This window comes from Paenibacillus ferrarius, from assembly GCF_002027705.1.
GTDB classification, from domain to species: Bacteria; Bacillota; Bacilli; order Paenibacillales; family NBRC-103111; genus Paenibacillus_E; species Paenibacillus_E ferrarius.
In genome coordinates this window covers 75,431-89,075 of sequence record NZ_MBTG01000024.1, presented here as the reverse complement: position 1 = coordinate 89,075, position 13,645 = coordinate 75,431, and the positions used below count along the sequence as shown (strand labels likewise).

The window sequence follows — 13,645 nt, the reverse complement described above, 5'->3', positions numbered from 1 at the left end:
GCCTCCAAGGTATTATTTTAACTAATATATGATATTACTAATATTAATTTTATTTATGATTTAATTGAAATTATACTTGGTTATGGGAAGTTATTTCAACAGAGGATGGTGCTTGATGATGACGATTACAGCTATTGTAGGAGCAAATTGGGGAGACGAAGGCAAAGGGAAGCTGACGGATGTGCTTGCTGTTCATTCTCAGTTTGTTGTCAGGTATCAGGGAGGCAGCAACGCAGGCCATACGATTATTAATGAGTTTGGAAAGTTTACTTTGCACTTGCTGCCATCCGGTGTTTTTTATCCGGAAACCACGAACGTCATTGGACCTGGTGTTGCTTTAAATATGAATAAGTTCAAGATGGAGCTTCAGGAATTAGTCAAAAGAGGGATACACGAACCTAAAGTATGCATCTCAGATCGTGCACAAGTCGTACTTCCATATCACATCCTATTTGATGAGTTGGAGGAGGAGCGCTTAGGGACCAGCAAGTTTGGATCAACGAAGCAGGGAATAGCCCCATTTTATGCGGATAAATATGCAAAGCTTGGGATTCAAGTATCTGAATTATTTGATGAAAATCTGCTGAGAGCTAAATTAAACATGGCATTGGCTTCGAAAAATATCTTACTGACGCATCTATATAAAAAGTCGCCTCTCCATGTTGACCAGTTAATGGAACAATTGCAGGAGCAGGCTGCCTTCATCAAACCTTATGTATGCGATACAACCGTTTTGTTGCAGGAAGCATTGTCCAAAGGGCAATCTATCCTCGTTGAAGGGCAGTTAGGAGCATTGCGTGACCCCGATCATGGTACCTACCCGTATACAACTTCATCCTCTACATTGGCTGGATTTGCAGCAGTTGGGGCTGGTGTACCGCCGTACGCCATCAATAAAATTGTAGCCGTTACGAAGGCGTATTCCAGTTGTGTTGGCGAAGGGCCATTTGTATCTGAAATTATGACAGACGAGGCTTCTGAGCTTCGCAAGCGTGGCGGGGACGCGGGAGAATATGGGGTAACAACCGGAAGGCCAAGACGAGTAGGCTGGTTTGATGCTGTTGCGACCAAGTATGGCTGTCAGGTACAAGGGGCTACGGAGGTTGCTTTGACAAACTTGGATGTCCTCGGATATTTGGAGGAAATTCCAATATGTACTGCTTATCGGATCGGCAATGAGCTCAGTACAGAGTTTTCTTCAACCTCTCGGTTAAAGCAGGCAGAGCCTGTATATGAAAGCATGCCAGGTTGGAAATGCGATATTTCTCATATTCGCACGTTTGCGAATCTCCCGATTGCAGCTCAGAATTACGTGCTCACCATAGAAAAATTAATTCAAGCACCTATTCGTTGGATCTCCGTAGGGCCTAAGCGTGAGCAAATTATTGAACGGTAATGAGGCTTAGACAAACTTAAGGCCCCTGATTTATGAAAACGATCAAGGGCCTCATGGCGATATGTCTTCCATCTAATAATAGCTAGTTGCCTTCGTTAACAAATTGTTCGATTCGCCGCTTAATGGCATCGCGGACTTCTCTGAACTGTGCGGTAATTTGTTCTTCTGTTCCCACGGCCTTGGCAGGATCGTCAAAGCCCCAGTGCCAACGTTCTGCCTTGGCATTATGGACAACAGGACAGTTGTCGCTGGCATGACCGCATAATGTAATGATGTAATCGGCTTGGCTTAGAATCTCAGGGTTAATGACGTCCGAAGTATGGTGTGAAATATCAAGGCCATCTTCCTTCATCGCGGCAACAGCTCTGGGATTTAAACCATGGGCTTCCAGACCCGCACTTTTTACTTCGTATTTATCACTGCCCAAAGCTTTTAAATACCCATCTGCTATTTGACTCCGGCATGAATTTCCTGTGCAAAGAAAATAGACAACTTTTTTGTTCATATGAACATCCCCTTATCGAATTATCGAATCATGATGAAACTATCAGCAACCATATATACAAGCCGACTAATGTAATAAACAAAGTAGGAACCGTAAGCACGATACCCATTTTAAAATAAGCGCCCCACGTGATTTTTAAGCCTTTTTTGGACAAAACATGCAGCCATAACAAGGTCGCAAGCGAGCCGATCGGAGTGATTTTGGGTCCCAAATCCGAGCCGATAACATTGGCGTAAATGAGGGCTTCACGTAAAACACCTTCTGCCTGCGTGCCTTGGATGGCCAAAGCATCAATTAAAACAGTCGGCAGGTTGTTCATGACCGAGGAGAGAATCGCCGCGATGAAGCCCATGCCTACGGTGGCTGCAAAGAGCCCTTTTCCAGAAATGTAAGTAATCAATTCTCCGAGAACGTCCGTTAAACCGGCGTTTTTCAAGCCATATACGACAACGTACATGCCAATGGAGAAAATGACGACCGTCCAGGGCGCATCTTTGATAATCTTTTTCGTTTCAATGGCTTTGCTGGAGCGGGCGATGAGAATGAAGAAAAAGGCCGCGGTCAAGGCAATGAATGAAACCGGGATTTTAATAAAACCACTAATGAAATACGCAGCTAACAGGATAATCAGAATTAACCATGACAAGCGGAAAAGCTGCACATCTTTGATGGCGTCTGCTGGACGTTTCAGCTCAGAAACTTCGAACTGGGAAGGGATATCTTTCCTGAAATAGACAAATAGAACTAGTAAGCTTGCAATGAGGGAGAAGAGACTGGTAACAACCATTCGGCTCGCATACGTAGCAAAATCAATCCCGAAAAAGTCAGCCGATACGATGTTCACCAAGTTGCTCACTGTGAATGGAAGAGACGCTGTATCTGCAATAAACCCGCTAGCCATAATGAACGGAAGGATCATCGGATTGGGCAATTTTAACGCTCTCGCCATAGCTAGGACGATGGGAGTCAGAATCAGCGCAGCGCCATCATTCGCGAAAAGGGCTGAAACGGCTGCCCCGAGCAGAACGACATAGACGAACATGACTTTGCCGTTTCCTTTGGCCAGACGTGCCATATGCAAAGCTGCCCATTCGAAGAATCCTATGCTGTCGAGGATGAGGGAGATCAGGATGATTCCCACAAAAGCCAAGGTAGCATTCCAAACGATGCCTGTTACCGTAACAACATCTTGAAGACTAACAACCTGGCAAAGAAGGGCGAGAATGGCACCTGCTGAAGCAGACCATCCGATACTTAAGCCTTTGGGCTGCCAGATGACAAAAAAGAGTGTAAGCAAGAAAATACTGATTGCTAAAAAAACCATGACTTCCTCCTAGTCGCAACAATTAAGCTTTTCACATGAAACTGCATCCACTTCCTTCTTCTTGGAAGGGAGGTGTTGAAATAACTCATGCAAATATGGTTTATCACCAATATTCAGCGAATAAAATACCCATTGGCCTTTCTTGGCTTCTTTCACCAAACCGCCATCTTTGAGCTTTCGCATATGCTGACTCACATTGGGTTGACTCGTTTGCAGAATCTCAACAAGCTCATAAACGCATAGCTCGCGTTCCTGCAGAAGGGAAAGAATCGTCAGTCTCATTTTATCCCCGAGCAGCTTGCAGACATCCGATAACTTCTCGATTTCTATCAAACTTTTTCCTCCTTTATATAAATAGAATGAAAGTGTTTGTGCCAGCTTGGATATGTGATTAGTATATAATTATTTGATTATATATAAAAGTTGAGAATTTGTAAAAATATTTATTCGCAGGTCATCTGCGCAAATGTCAGCCGAGCCTGCCATCTCTCTGCCCCCGATATACGACAAAAAGCCCTGCGTAAGGGCTTTTTGTCGTTCAATCCATTAAAGCTTGCGCTCGAAGGTAAACTTCGCACGGTCTCCTCTGAATATTTCATGTGAATATTCTACGGGGATATTATCCGTCGAGTACGTAACTGTATTTAGCAGAAAGGTAGGTGCGCCAATGGGGGCATCCAAATGCTTTGAGATGGTCTCATCGAGTAAAATGGGTTCGATGGATTCTGCGCAATGCGACAGCTGGATGGAGAATTTGTTTCTAATTAATTCATACAGCGAACCAGAGCACTCTTCCTTCGTAAGTCCTGGGGTAACCTTCCAGGGAATATAGGTGATGGAGAACAGCAAGGGAAGACCATCTGCATAGCGAATTCGCTCAAGCCGGAAGACGGCATCCTGCTCAGAGATTTGCAGCTTTTTGGCGAGACGCTTGTCCGCAGAAACGACGGTAAGTTCGACCACCTTTGTTTCAATTTGTTGGCCGCGGCCTTTTAAATGCTCTTTGAAGCTGCGATAGGGAGCGACCGATTGCTCGATTTTGGGTAAAGAGACAAAAGTGCCTTTACCTTGGATTTGATAAATGTGTCCCTCTAATTTGAGTTGATTTAATGCCAGTCGAATCGTCGTGCGGCTTACGCCGAATTTCTCGCAAAGATCTGATTCTGTCGGCAACTGCTGCCCTGGCGCGTAGTTCCCATCTTCAATCATTTCGTGAAGCTTTTCCTTGACTGTATAATAAAGCGCAATGCCATCTTTTTTCATGATGAAGAATAACCTCCGAATATAAACGTATTGTTCATATCATACCATGATATTTGTTACAACAACAATATGATTTAAAGAAATTGTTAAAAATGGATCATTTATCGTGATTCAGGCATATATCCATGAAATAAGAGGTGTTAATGTTATGAAACATGACATTAACTCAAAAAAACCAGTAAAGACACCGTTTTCATTATTTTCATAAAATAATTTATGTGATTATTGTTGACACATTTTTCGAACCATACTATACTCGATTTATCAAGGCAGCCAAATTACAAGAAAATTTGTATCTAAATTTGTTACTACAACGATATGAATTATACCGATTTATATCAAGATTTCAAGGCTGCTGAGAAAAAATTTCGGGGGGAACTTCAAAATTAGAGAAGCATACTGGGTAAATTTGTAATAACAACAATATGAATTTAGTGAATTTGTGTTGGTCGAGGGAAGTGCTCATCGCCGTTTAGTGTTTTTCCTTGTCATTTACCGATTAGAAATCAAAATGGGCAATAATAACATTCGGAGGTGTACGTATGAAGAAAGAATGGAAAGTGTTGACGGTTACTGCGATGAGTTTGGTGCTGCTGGCTGGTTGTTCGGGTACACCTGATGCTGGAACTCCTGCCAAAAGTACAGACAAAGGGAATGGCGGAGCCACACAGGCTGCGAACGTGCTGGATTGGAGCAAAACGAGCGATGCCTCGTTGAAGGGTCAAGAGATTAATGTGCTTTGGGCGGTATCCAAGGGCGCAGAAAGTCCACGTGTCGATATGGTGAAGAAATTCACGGATAAGACGGGAATTAAAGTTAATATTATGGGTGTCGACTATAACTCCTTATATTCCAAAATCACGATCTCCGCGATGTCGAACTCCGCAGATCTTGATGTTGTGGAAATGGATACGATATGGGCGGGACAATTTTTCAAAGGAAATCTGGCTGAAGACTTAACGAATGTCGTTCCTAAAGAAGTACAAAGTCAATTTACGCAATCGTCCCTTAGTTCAGTTTCCTATAATGGACATCTCGTGGCTATGCCTTGGTATTCCGGAACGAAGCATTTCTACTGGAACAAGGAGCTTTTGACCAAAGCAGGCATCGATCATGCTCCCAAAACGTATGACGAGTTCCGCGAGGCTTCCAAGAAACTTACGGCTAATGGCATCTATGCATCGGGTTGGTCTTGGAAACAGTCCGAGGCTTTAATTACGGATTATGTCAGCTTGGCCTATGCGTTTGGCGGTCAATTCTTCGATAAAGACGGCAAGCCATCCTTCAATAAAGGCGGCGCTCTAGACGCGCTTAAATATATGGTTGATATCCTTAATAAAGATAAAACCGTTGATCCTGCAAGTCTCCAGTGGTCAGAAGAAGATGTTACGCGTGCATTCTCGGCTGGCAAGCTGGCGATGATCAGCGCTTGGGAGGGCCGTTATCCGGATTTGAATGACCCGGCCAAATCCAATGTGGTGAATAAGACGGACGTCGGATTAATGCCTGGTCAAGGAAATGTCGTTTCTTCCGCTGTAACAGGCTCTGAGGGCTTAGCTCTAATGAAGAGCAGCAAGCACAAGCAGGCAGCTTTGGCTTTCCTGAAATGGGTTGGCGAAAAAGAATATCAACTGGACGAGTTTAAAATTGAAGGGCAATATCCGGTTCTGCAAAGCTTGTACACAGATCCAGAGCTTATCGCGGCGGATTCGACCAAAACGATTGGAAAAATTTCTGAACAATATAAATACGGCCACGATCGTCCGAATGCACCTGGTTATGTCAACTGGTCCGACATTTTGGCAGCAGATCTGCATGAGGCACTATTAGGCAAAAAGACACCGGAAGACGCATTGAATGATGCTGCTCAGAAAATCGAGAAAGCGATTGCTGAATCTACAAAATGATAAACGAGATTGAGCGGGCGTGCTCTCTGAGAGAGGGCTGCCCGTACAATTCTCCATAGGGAGGATCTATGAATAAAACCTTCAACAGCAAAAAAAAGGCGTTAAATCATGATCAGAAAAACGTGCTATTGGCGCTTTTATTCATTTTGCCTACTGCGTATTTACTAGTAAAAACATTTGTTTTTCCTGTCTATCAAACAGTCGTTTGGAGCTTCTATCATTACAATCCGATGGACGGCTCAGGCTCTTATTTTGTCGGGTTCAAAAACTATTTGGATGTTCTGAAAAGCGCCGATTTCCAAATTTCGATGAATCGAACGCTAATATTCACATTATTATCCGTTGTGTTGGAACTGTTTTTTGGCTTTGTTAGCGCACTCCTGCTGAATCAGACTTTTAAGGGAAGATCGTTTTTTAGAGCGATTATCATTATCCCTTGGGCATTGTTGACGTTGGTTAACGGTCTGACGTGGCAATGGATCCTAACGCCTAATTACGGGGGCTTAACGGTAATCTTGCACCAGCTTCATCTCCTTGCTCCGGATGTGAATCCGGTTTGGCTGGCTGATTCCAGTCATTTGATTTATTTCGTCGTCCTTGCAGACGTTTGGAAAATGACGCCTTTTATTACGATTATTTTACTAGCGGGACTGCAGTCTATTTCCTCTGATTTATACGAAGCGGCAATGCTTGATGGAGCAGGCTTCTGGAAGAAAATTCGTTCTATTACTATTCCGCAACTTATCCCTTCATTAATGATGGCTCTCGTCCTGCGGACAATGGGTGCTTTTAAAGTATACGATGTACTGACGGTTTTCACCGGAGATGCGACCACTTCCGTTTCTTACTTAACCTTTAATAATGCATTTCGCTATTTCTTTCTCGGAAAGGCATCGGCCATGGCGTGGATGACTTCGATCGTCATTCTTATACTGGCTATCATTTATATACGTTTGCTGAATAAAAAAGAAGACTAGCTGCTCGGAGGTGAAAGCATGCAACCGAAAAATAAGAAATGGAAGCAGTTGTTCAAGGCCTCCAGTACCGATTTATTTTCGCCGTTTTATTTATGGCTTGGCTTGATTATATTGACGATTTGTACGCTCGGCCCTTTCGTATACTTGTTCTCATCCTCGTTGTCCCTAGAAATTGAACTTATCAATGGGCATATTTTCCCGCATGCGCCAACGTTGAAAAACTATATCGGCTTGCTCACAGGCAGCAATGCGGCTGTATTTGCCAGTGCGTTAAAAAACAGCGTTGTCGTATCCGTGCTGGTTACGTTGATCTCTATCTTCGTCGGTGTATTTGCGGCATACGCGTTCTCTCGCATTAAATTTCCGTTTCGCAAAACGGGATTGTTCGTTGTATTGGCTGTGCAAATCATGCCATCCATTAGTATTATTACGCCGCTTTACATCATCATTCGCGATGGTATTAAGATCGACATTCCCTTCACCGGAATTGTCTTATTCCAAACGCCGCCGCTGCTTGATTCTGTCTGGGCTTTGGTTTTCTCTTATACATCGTTCAGCTTGCCTTACGTCGTATGGCTTCTAGCTGGATATTTTCAGACGATCCCCAAGGAGCTGGAAGAGGCCTCTTATGTGGACGGCTGCAATAGACTTCGCACGATGTTTCGCATTATTTTGCCATTATCCATGCCGGGGATTGCGGCGACAGCTATTTTTGCCTTTTTGAATGCTTGGGATGAATTCCTTTTTGCGAATGCTTTCACCCAAACCTATGCGTCCAAAACATTGCCAGTCATGATCGCTGAATTTGTCGGCAAGCACAGCATTGATTGGGGTGCTATGACAGCAGGAGGATTCCTAGCTTCATTGCCTCCCGTCATTATTTCGTTGTTCCTGTACAAATACATTATCGGAGGCGTAACGGCCGGAGGTGTGAAAGAATGAGCGGCGATACCTATATTCTCGGTGTCGATGGCGGTGGTTCCAAAACATATGCGGTCATTGTGAATAGCCATGGCGACAAAGTCGGCAGCGGTATATCCGGGTCATGCAATCATCAAGTGATCGGCATCGATAAAGCTGCCATGCATATCAAGGAGTCGATTGATTTAGCGCTGCAAGCGGCGAAGTTGACTTATTCCGATATTGCGTTTACTCAATATGGCTTGGCAGGGTTAGACCGAGAGCGGGATTACAAAATTGTGCGTCAGGCCATCTCGCAAATTCCTTTGGCACCCTGGGATTTGGTGTCGGATACGATGGAGGGACTGCGAACTGGCAGTGTTCGCAATGTCGGTGTCGTGCTCATCTGCGGCAGCGGGACGAATGCGGCTGGTCGGAATGAAGCTGGTGTGACGGTTCAGGTCGGAGGAGTCGGTTACTTGTTCGGCGACAATCTCGGAGGGAACTATATGGCAACGACGATGTTCAGAGCGGCTGTCAGGTCGTGGGAGGGTCGAGAAATTCCCTCGATTTTGCCGCAAAAGCTGCTTCAATACTTCGGCTTCCCTACCATGGAAGCTCTCATTGATGATTTCTTAGATCGTGAAATCTATCAAATTCGGGAAGGTAGATTAACAATCGCCTTGCATGAAGCAGCGGATGAAGGGGATTTGCTCGCTATTCGCTTGCTGAAAGAAGCAGGTCAAGAGCTGGGCATTACGGGAAATGCCGTTATACGCAAGCTTGGCGGTTTAGAGGATCAAACCATACCTATCGTGCTTGTTGGCAGTGTCATTCAGAAGGGGCGCAGTCCTTATCTTCTTGAAGAATTACGGAAAACTTTGGAGCTTGAGAATCCGAGCGTTGAATTGATTATTCCGGAGATGGCGCCGGTGTATGGCTCGATTCTGCTAGCCATGGACCATTTGCAGATTCCAACGACAGAAGAGACGCACCGGCAATTTAGTGTAAATGGAGGATATGAACAATGAAAAAACCACATTTGAAAATAGCAGTTATTGGCGGAGGGTCCTCATATACCCCAGAATTAATTGAAGGGTTTATTAAGCGTTATGAGGAACTGCCAGTAAAAGATTTGTACTTAGTTGACATCGAAGCAGGGCGAGAGAAGCTTGAAATCGTAGGTAATCTGGCGAAGCGGATGCTGGAAAAGGCGAACGTGCCGATTAATCTGCACCTCACGTTTGATCGTCGCGAGGCAATTCGCGATGCCGATTTCGTAACGACACAAATGCGTGTAGGCCTCTTGGAAGCGCGGGGCCGCGATGAACGGATTCCGCTTAAATATAATTGTATCGGTCAAGAAACAACAGGTGCAGGCGGCTTTGCCAAAGGCTTGCGTACCATTCCAGTCATTCTGGATATTTGCAAAGATATGGAAGAACTTGCGCCCAACGCGTTCCTGGTCAACTTTACGAATCCGGCCGGCATGGTGACCGAAGCGGTATTGAAGTACTCCAACGTGCGTACAGTCGGGCTATGCAATCTGCCAATCGAAACCAAAATGCAAATTGCCAGCCTGATGGAAGTGGATGTCTCCAAGATCGATATCGAAATGGTCGGTATCAATCATTTGAACTGGACGACCAAAATTTTCGTCGATGGGGAAGACCGTACAGACGATATTTTGTTCAAAGCATCAGGGGAAAGCAAATTTACGATGCAAAATATCCCGGGATTCTCTTGGGATCAAGAGTTCATCCAGTCGCTCGGCGCTCTTCCATGCGGCTACCACCGCTATTTCTACATGAAAGAAAAAATGCTTAAGAAGCAGCTGGAAGAAGTCGCTACTAAGGGAACTAGAGCGGAAATCGTCAAAAAAGTGGAAACCGAGCTGTTTGAGCTGTACAAAGATCCCGAGCTTGCGGTTAAGCCTAAGCAGTTAGAGCAGCGCGGAGGTGCTTATTACTCCGAAGCAGCGCTCAATTTGATCTCCTCGATGTACAACAACAAGAAAGACGTTCAAATTGTAAACGTTAGAAATAACGGCACGATTCCAAGCTTGCCAGACGATGCTTCCATCGAAGTAAACTGTGTGATCAGTTCGGACGGTCCGAAACCGGTACAGATTACAACGCCGATGAATCCGAAGATTAGAGGCCTTCTGCAAATCGTGAAAGCATACGAAGAGCTGGCTGTCGAAGCGGCTGTAAAAGGCGACTACAACGCTGCCCTGCAGGCGCTGACGATTCATCCTCTGGTAGGCTCTGTCGATATTGCGAAACCTTTGCTGGATGAAATACTTGCTGAGAACAAAGCTTTTTTGCCGCAATTTAATCAAGCCTAAAGAGATAGGCTAAGCAACAATTTGCCAATGTAAGGGGAAAAGAATAAGATTTAGTAGGCGCAGGTTCCTGTTAATAACAGTAGCGTGCGCCTGCTGTATTGGAGCTTGAAAGGGGATTCGTGTGTGAAAAGTCTTGCGTCCTACTATTTTCTTTATTATTTGGGGCAAGCTGCGCTAATGCCGTACCTTAGCCTTTATTTAAGTGAAAAGGGAATAAGCTCCACCTTAATCGGGCTGCTTCTATCTCTTTGGGCCTTAACGAGTGTCATTGCTCAGCCCATCATGGGGATGTTGAATGACCGTCTGAACGATCGCAGGCAAATATTGATGCTATGTACCCTCCTGTCGCCTATTCTGGCATTTGGCTTCTATTTCTTTGATGCCTACTTTGCCTTATTAATCTTCTCTGTTCTCTTCCCGTGGTTTCAATCGTCAACTAGCTCATTAAGCGATTCGCTCGCTGTAGAAATTGGCAGCATAGCAGGTTTTTCGTTTGGCAGTATTCGACTTTGGGGGGCTCTAAGCTTCTCGCTGGCTAGTTTTGTCACGGGGATTATTTACGAGCGGACAGGTTATGGGAGCATCTTTTTCTACTTTTTGTTCATCAATGCAGGCGTCCTAGCTGTTTTGTTTCTTTTTCCCAAAATCAAGGGCTCTGAACATAAATTGTCCATGTTCGATCAGGCCAAACAGGTGATAAGCAATAAGCGTTTCCTGCGTTTTATTGGGATTTGCTTGCTGGTGAATTTGTCGATTGCTATCAACTTTTCATTTCTTCCGATCTATTTTAAAACGATGGGCTTTAATAAAGCCTGGATCGGCACCACCTATGCGATAGCGGCCATTATTGAAGTACCGATGTTCTGGGTATCTGCCAAGCTGAATAGCAAGATCGGTCGCCTGCCTGTGCTCTGTATGGCAGCTGCTTGCTACGCGGTCAAATGCTTGACACTCGCATTCACCCACGACGTATATCTAGTGCTGGCTTCCCAGCTCCTAGACGGAACAGCCTACGCATTCTTCGCTAGTGCGACTGTGGAAATGGTGAAAAGCTATTCCAAGGACGAGACACAAGCTACCTTCCAAACCGTATTTGCGGCAATTACAACAGGCCTAGGCGGAATTATTGGCAGCGCCTTCGGAGGCATCTTGATCGACCACATGGGCGCGCCGTTCCTGTATTTCATATTGTTTGTGCTGTGCATCACGGCAGCCGTGCTATTCATCATTTCTTATAAAATGTCCAGTCGCTCGATTAGACATCATCACCTGCAGAATAGCTAGTTTGAACCCCCTCAGAGGGAACTATATTCCTCTATTTATCCCCAAACCAGCTAGTTGGCTAGTCAGGCGGAACTGGGGTACGCTAAGTTGTCCAATTTGCAGGAATTTCACCCTTGAGAGGTGCAATAAGGGAACCTACTTCCCTTTCAGCAGCAAATAGCTGATTTTGAGTCAAATAAGGGATCTCAGTTCCTTTTCGAAAGGAAAAGGGGTCATGTCCGCTGGCACCGGGCAACGTTAAAATCGTAAAAAAGAAGGCGGACACGAGTCCACCTTCTTTTCGGGTATGGAGCCTAGATGGCTCTCATGCGATTATTTCTCGGATTATGCTCAACTTCCGCCAATTTCAGTTCTTCCATCAATGGAGGGATGTACATTCCGAATCGGCCGCGCAGCCCTTTTTTCAAACCGTACCATCCGCCAACCGGATTCTCGGTAGAGCGTCCCCAGTTCTCAACTGTGCCTTCTTTGGCAGGCTTCTGCTCATCCGCGCTTCCGAGTTCGATCCAATCTCCGTGCTGCTTAAGCATAGTGGATAGATCCTCGATGCAGCGATAGTCATAGTGCAAGACGGTTTTCCCTACGGTACAAACGAGAATGGCTTTTCCGTCTTTTTCATCCTTGTACATTTCGTACTCTGAAGTTTGCGGAGGCGTCTTTAATTTCCATGGATTCTCTTTGGTACCCATTTCTGTCGTCATCTGATTACTCCTTTATGTGTGTGGATGATGGAATCAAGTTTGATTCATATGGCAATCTTGTGGCGAGACATCCATGAAGGCTTGAATACTAGGGTGTCTCAACGTTCTATTGGGTGTCCATTCCAAATAACTCACTTTAACAACGATCTGAGGTTCAATCCAAACGGCTTCTTTTTCTCGATCCGGTGTATTCCTGAAAGGTCGATCTGCAGTCCCCATATCCTGAATGCTACGGGTGAGCTGCTGCCAGTCTTTCACAGTGAGTTTGCCAGTACCCGCATGACCAATATACCATAATTGTTCGAACTCATCATACAGGCCTAATAAAAGAGAGTTCACAATTTGCCCCCGATAAGTGACTCCCCCAACGACGGCAAACAGATCTTTAAAAATCTTTTTCTTTTGCCAACGCTTATCCTTGCCATTGATCAAGTAATTGCTGTTGAGGTCTTTGATGACAATACCTTCTAGTTCATGGGCGAGAACAACTTTGTAAAGTCCCTCGATATCAGTGTGATTCGTGACCAATTGTACATGGGGACTGGGTTTGATCACATCCTGAAGGGCAGCTTGTCTTTCCTTAAGCGGAAGATCTGTGAGCCATTTATCGTTCAAATAGAGGATGTCAAAAATCATATAGGTAATCGCAACTTGCTGTGAAGCTTGGGCAATTGTGCTTGATTTTCGAGCGCTGTCCCGTCTCATAATTTCGTAAAATGAGGGCTTTCCGTCCGAGAGCGCAATAATCTCTCCATCGAGAATAATAGAATCGGCTGAGCAAAAAAGCTGAGGCTGCGTTAGTTCGGGATACTGCAGCGTTCTTTCATTTCTCCTGCGATTAATAAGCTTGGTCATTTGGCCGTCAAAGTATAGTAACATTCTCACGCCATCCCACTTGATTTGGCCCGTCCACTCGCCACCCGATGGCAATTCGTCCGTACTGATGGGTTCGAATGGCGTTATAGGCATAAAATCCAAAATCAGCACCTCCTGCTTGTGTTCATAGGGGAATAGTCCAAAATGAAAGGAAAAGCGCTAGTC

Annotated in this window: 13 protein-coding genes; 7 read left to right on the top strand and 6 right to left on the bottom strand. The window is 44.9% G+C overall.

Features of this window, described 5'->3' with window-relative positions:
- The first annotated feature begins 118 nt into the window (after positions 1-118).
- Positions 119-1,396, top strand: a complete 1,278-nt coding sequence (locus BC351_RS24830) for an adenylosuccinate synthase (protein WP_079416111.1) — start codon at positions 119-121, stop codon at positions 1,394-1,396.
- Positions 1,397-1,478: 82 nt separating this feature from the next.
- On the opposite strand, the gene arsC is transcribed toward BC351_RS24830, so the two are convergent.
- The 4 genes from arsC to BC351_RS24810 form a co-directional block, all read right to left on the bottom strand.
- Complete coding sequence (gene arsC, locus BC351_RS24825) at positions 1,479-1,901, bottom strand: arsenate reductase (thioredoxin) (protein WP_079416059.1); 423 nt, start codon at positions 1,899-1,901, stop codon at positions 1,479-1,481.
- A 28-nt stretch (positions 1,902-1,929) separates the two neighbouring features.
- Positions 1,930-3,225, bottom strand: a complete 1,296-nt coding sequence (locus tag BC351_RS24820; protein WP_079416057.1) for an arsenic transporter — start codon at positions 3,223-3,225, stop codon at positions 1,930-1,932.
- A gap of 9 nt (positions 3,226-3,234) precedes the next feature.
- The gene (locus tag BC351_RS24815) at positions 3,235-3,558 is read right to left on the bottom strand and encodes an ArsR/SmtB family transcription factor (protein WP_079416055.1); all 324 of its coding nucleotides are present in this window, start codon (positions 3,556-3,558) and stop codon (positions 3,235-3,237) included.
- Between the two features lie 213 nt (positions 3,559-3,771).
- Positions 3,772-4,488, bottom strand: coding sequence for a GntR family transcriptional regulator (locus tag BC351_RS24810; RefSeq protein ID WP_079416053.1), 717 nt, complete (start codon positions 4,486-4,488; stop codon positions 3,772-3,774).
- 542 nt (positions 4,489-5,030) lie between these two features.
- Between BC351_RS24810 and BC351_RS24805 the strand changes: the two genes are divergently transcribed.
- The 6 genes from BC351_RS24805 to BC351_RS24780 all read left to right on the top strand — a co-directional run bounded on the left by BC351_RS24805 (position 5,031) and on the right by BC351_RS24780 (position 11,903).
- Positions 5,031-6,395 carry an ABC transporter substrate-binding protein gene (locus BC351_RS24805; RefSeq protein WP_079416051.1) on the top strand — a complete coding sequence of 455 codons (1,365 nt, stop codon included), beginning with the start codon at positions 5,031-5,033 and terminating at the stop codon, positions 6,393-6,395.
- 68 nt (positions 6,396-6,463) lie between these two features.
- The gene (locus BC351_RS24800) at positions 6,464-7,372 is read left to right on the top strand and encodes a carbohydrate ABC transporter permease (protein ID WP_079416049.1); all 909 of its coding nucleotides are present in this window, start codon (positions 6,464-6,466) and stop codon (positions 7,370-7,372) included.
- Between the two features lie 18 nt (positions 7,373-7,390).
- A complete protein-coding gene (locus BC351_RS24795) occupies positions 7,391-8,314 on the top strand; it encodes a carbohydrate ABC transporter permease (RefSeq protein ID WP_079416047.1) in 924 nt (307 codons plus the stop codon).
- Positions 8,311-9,303 carry an N-acetylglucosamine kinase gene (locus BC351_RS24790; RefSeq protein WP_079416045.1) on the top strand — a complete coding sequence of 331 codons (993 nt, stop codon included), beginning with the start codon at positions 8,311-8,313 and terminating at the stop codon, positions 9,301-9,303. Before BC351_RS24795 ends, BC351_RS24790 begins: the two co-directional genes overlap by 4 nt.
- A complete protein-coding gene (locus BC351_RS24785; RefSeq protein ID WP_079416043.1) occupies positions 9,300-10,619 on the top strand; it encodes a 6-phospho-beta-glucosidase in 1,320 nt (439 codons plus the stop codon). The genes BC351_RS24790 and BC351_RS24785 overlap by 4 nt, the downstream gene beginning before the upstream one ends.
- Positions 10,620-10,742: 123 nt before the next feature.
- Complete coding sequence (locus BC351_RS24780; protein ID WP_158082219.1) at positions 10,743-11,903, top strand: MFS transporter; 1,161 nt, start codon at positions 10,743-10,745, stop codon at positions 11,901-11,903.
- Positions 11,904-12,196: 293 nt separating this feature from the next.
- Here BC351_RS24780 and BC351_RS24770 read toward each other — a convergent pair whose 3' ends face one another.
- Together BC351_RS24770 and BC351_RS24765 are read right to left on the bottom strand one after the other, a co-directional pair.
- Positions 12,197-12,604, bottom strand: coding sequence for a DUF6855 family protein (locus BC351_RS24770; protein ID WP_079416038.1), 408 nt, complete (start codon positions 12,602-12,604; stop codon positions 12,197-12,199).
- Positions 12,605-12,637: 33 nt separating this feature from the next.
- The gene (locus BC351_RS24765) at positions 12,638-13,582 is read right to left on the bottom strand and encodes an ATP-dependent DNA ligase (protein WP_144028518.1); all 945 of its coding nucleotides are present in this window, start codon (positions 13,580-13,582) and stop codon (positions 12,638-12,640) included.
- Positions 13,583-13,645 lie beyond the last annotated feature (63 nt).

Bases quoted from the DNA above. Each gene is read 5' to 3' on its own strand.
- BC351_RS24830 (WP_079416111.1), top strand. From the start codon at position 119: ATGACGATTACAGCTATTGTAGGAGCAAATTGGGGAGACGAAGGCAAA.
- arsC (WP_079416059.1), bottom strand. From the start codon at position 1,901: ATGAACAAAAAAGTTGTCTATTTTCTTTGCACAGGAAATTCATGCCGG.
- BC351_RS24820 (WP_079416057.1), bottom strand. From the start codon at position 3,225: ATGGTTTTTTTAGCAATCAGTATTTTCTTGCTTACACTCTTTTTTGTC.
- BC351_RS24810 (WP_079416053.1), bottom strand. From the start codon at position 4,488: ATGAAAAAAGATGGCATTGCGCTTTATTATACAGTCAAGGAAAAGCTT.
- BC351_RS24805 (WP_079416051.1), top strand. From the start codon at position 5,031: ATGAAGAAAGAATGGAAAGTGTTGACGGTTACTGCGATGAGTTTGGTG.
- BC351_RS24800 (WP_079416049.1), top strand. From the start codon at position 6,464: ATGAATAAAACCTTCAACAGCAAAAAAAAGGCGTTAAATCATGATCAG.
- BC351_RS24795 (WP_079416047.1), top strand. From the start codon at position 7,391: ATGCAACCGAAAAATAAGAAATGGAAGCAGTTGTTCAAGGCCTCCAGT.
- BC351_RS24790 (WP_079416045.1), top strand. From the start codon at position 8,311: ATGAGCGGCGATACCTATATTCTCGGTGTCGATGGCGGTGGTTCCAAA.
- BC351_RS24785 (WP_079416043.1), top strand. From the start codon at position 9,300: ATGAAAAAACCACATTTGAAAATAGCAGTTATTGGCGGAGGGTCCTCA.
- BC351_RS24770 (WP_079416038.1), bottom strand. From the start codon at position 12,604: ATGACGACAGAAATGGGTACCAAAGAGAATCCATGGAAATTAAAGACG.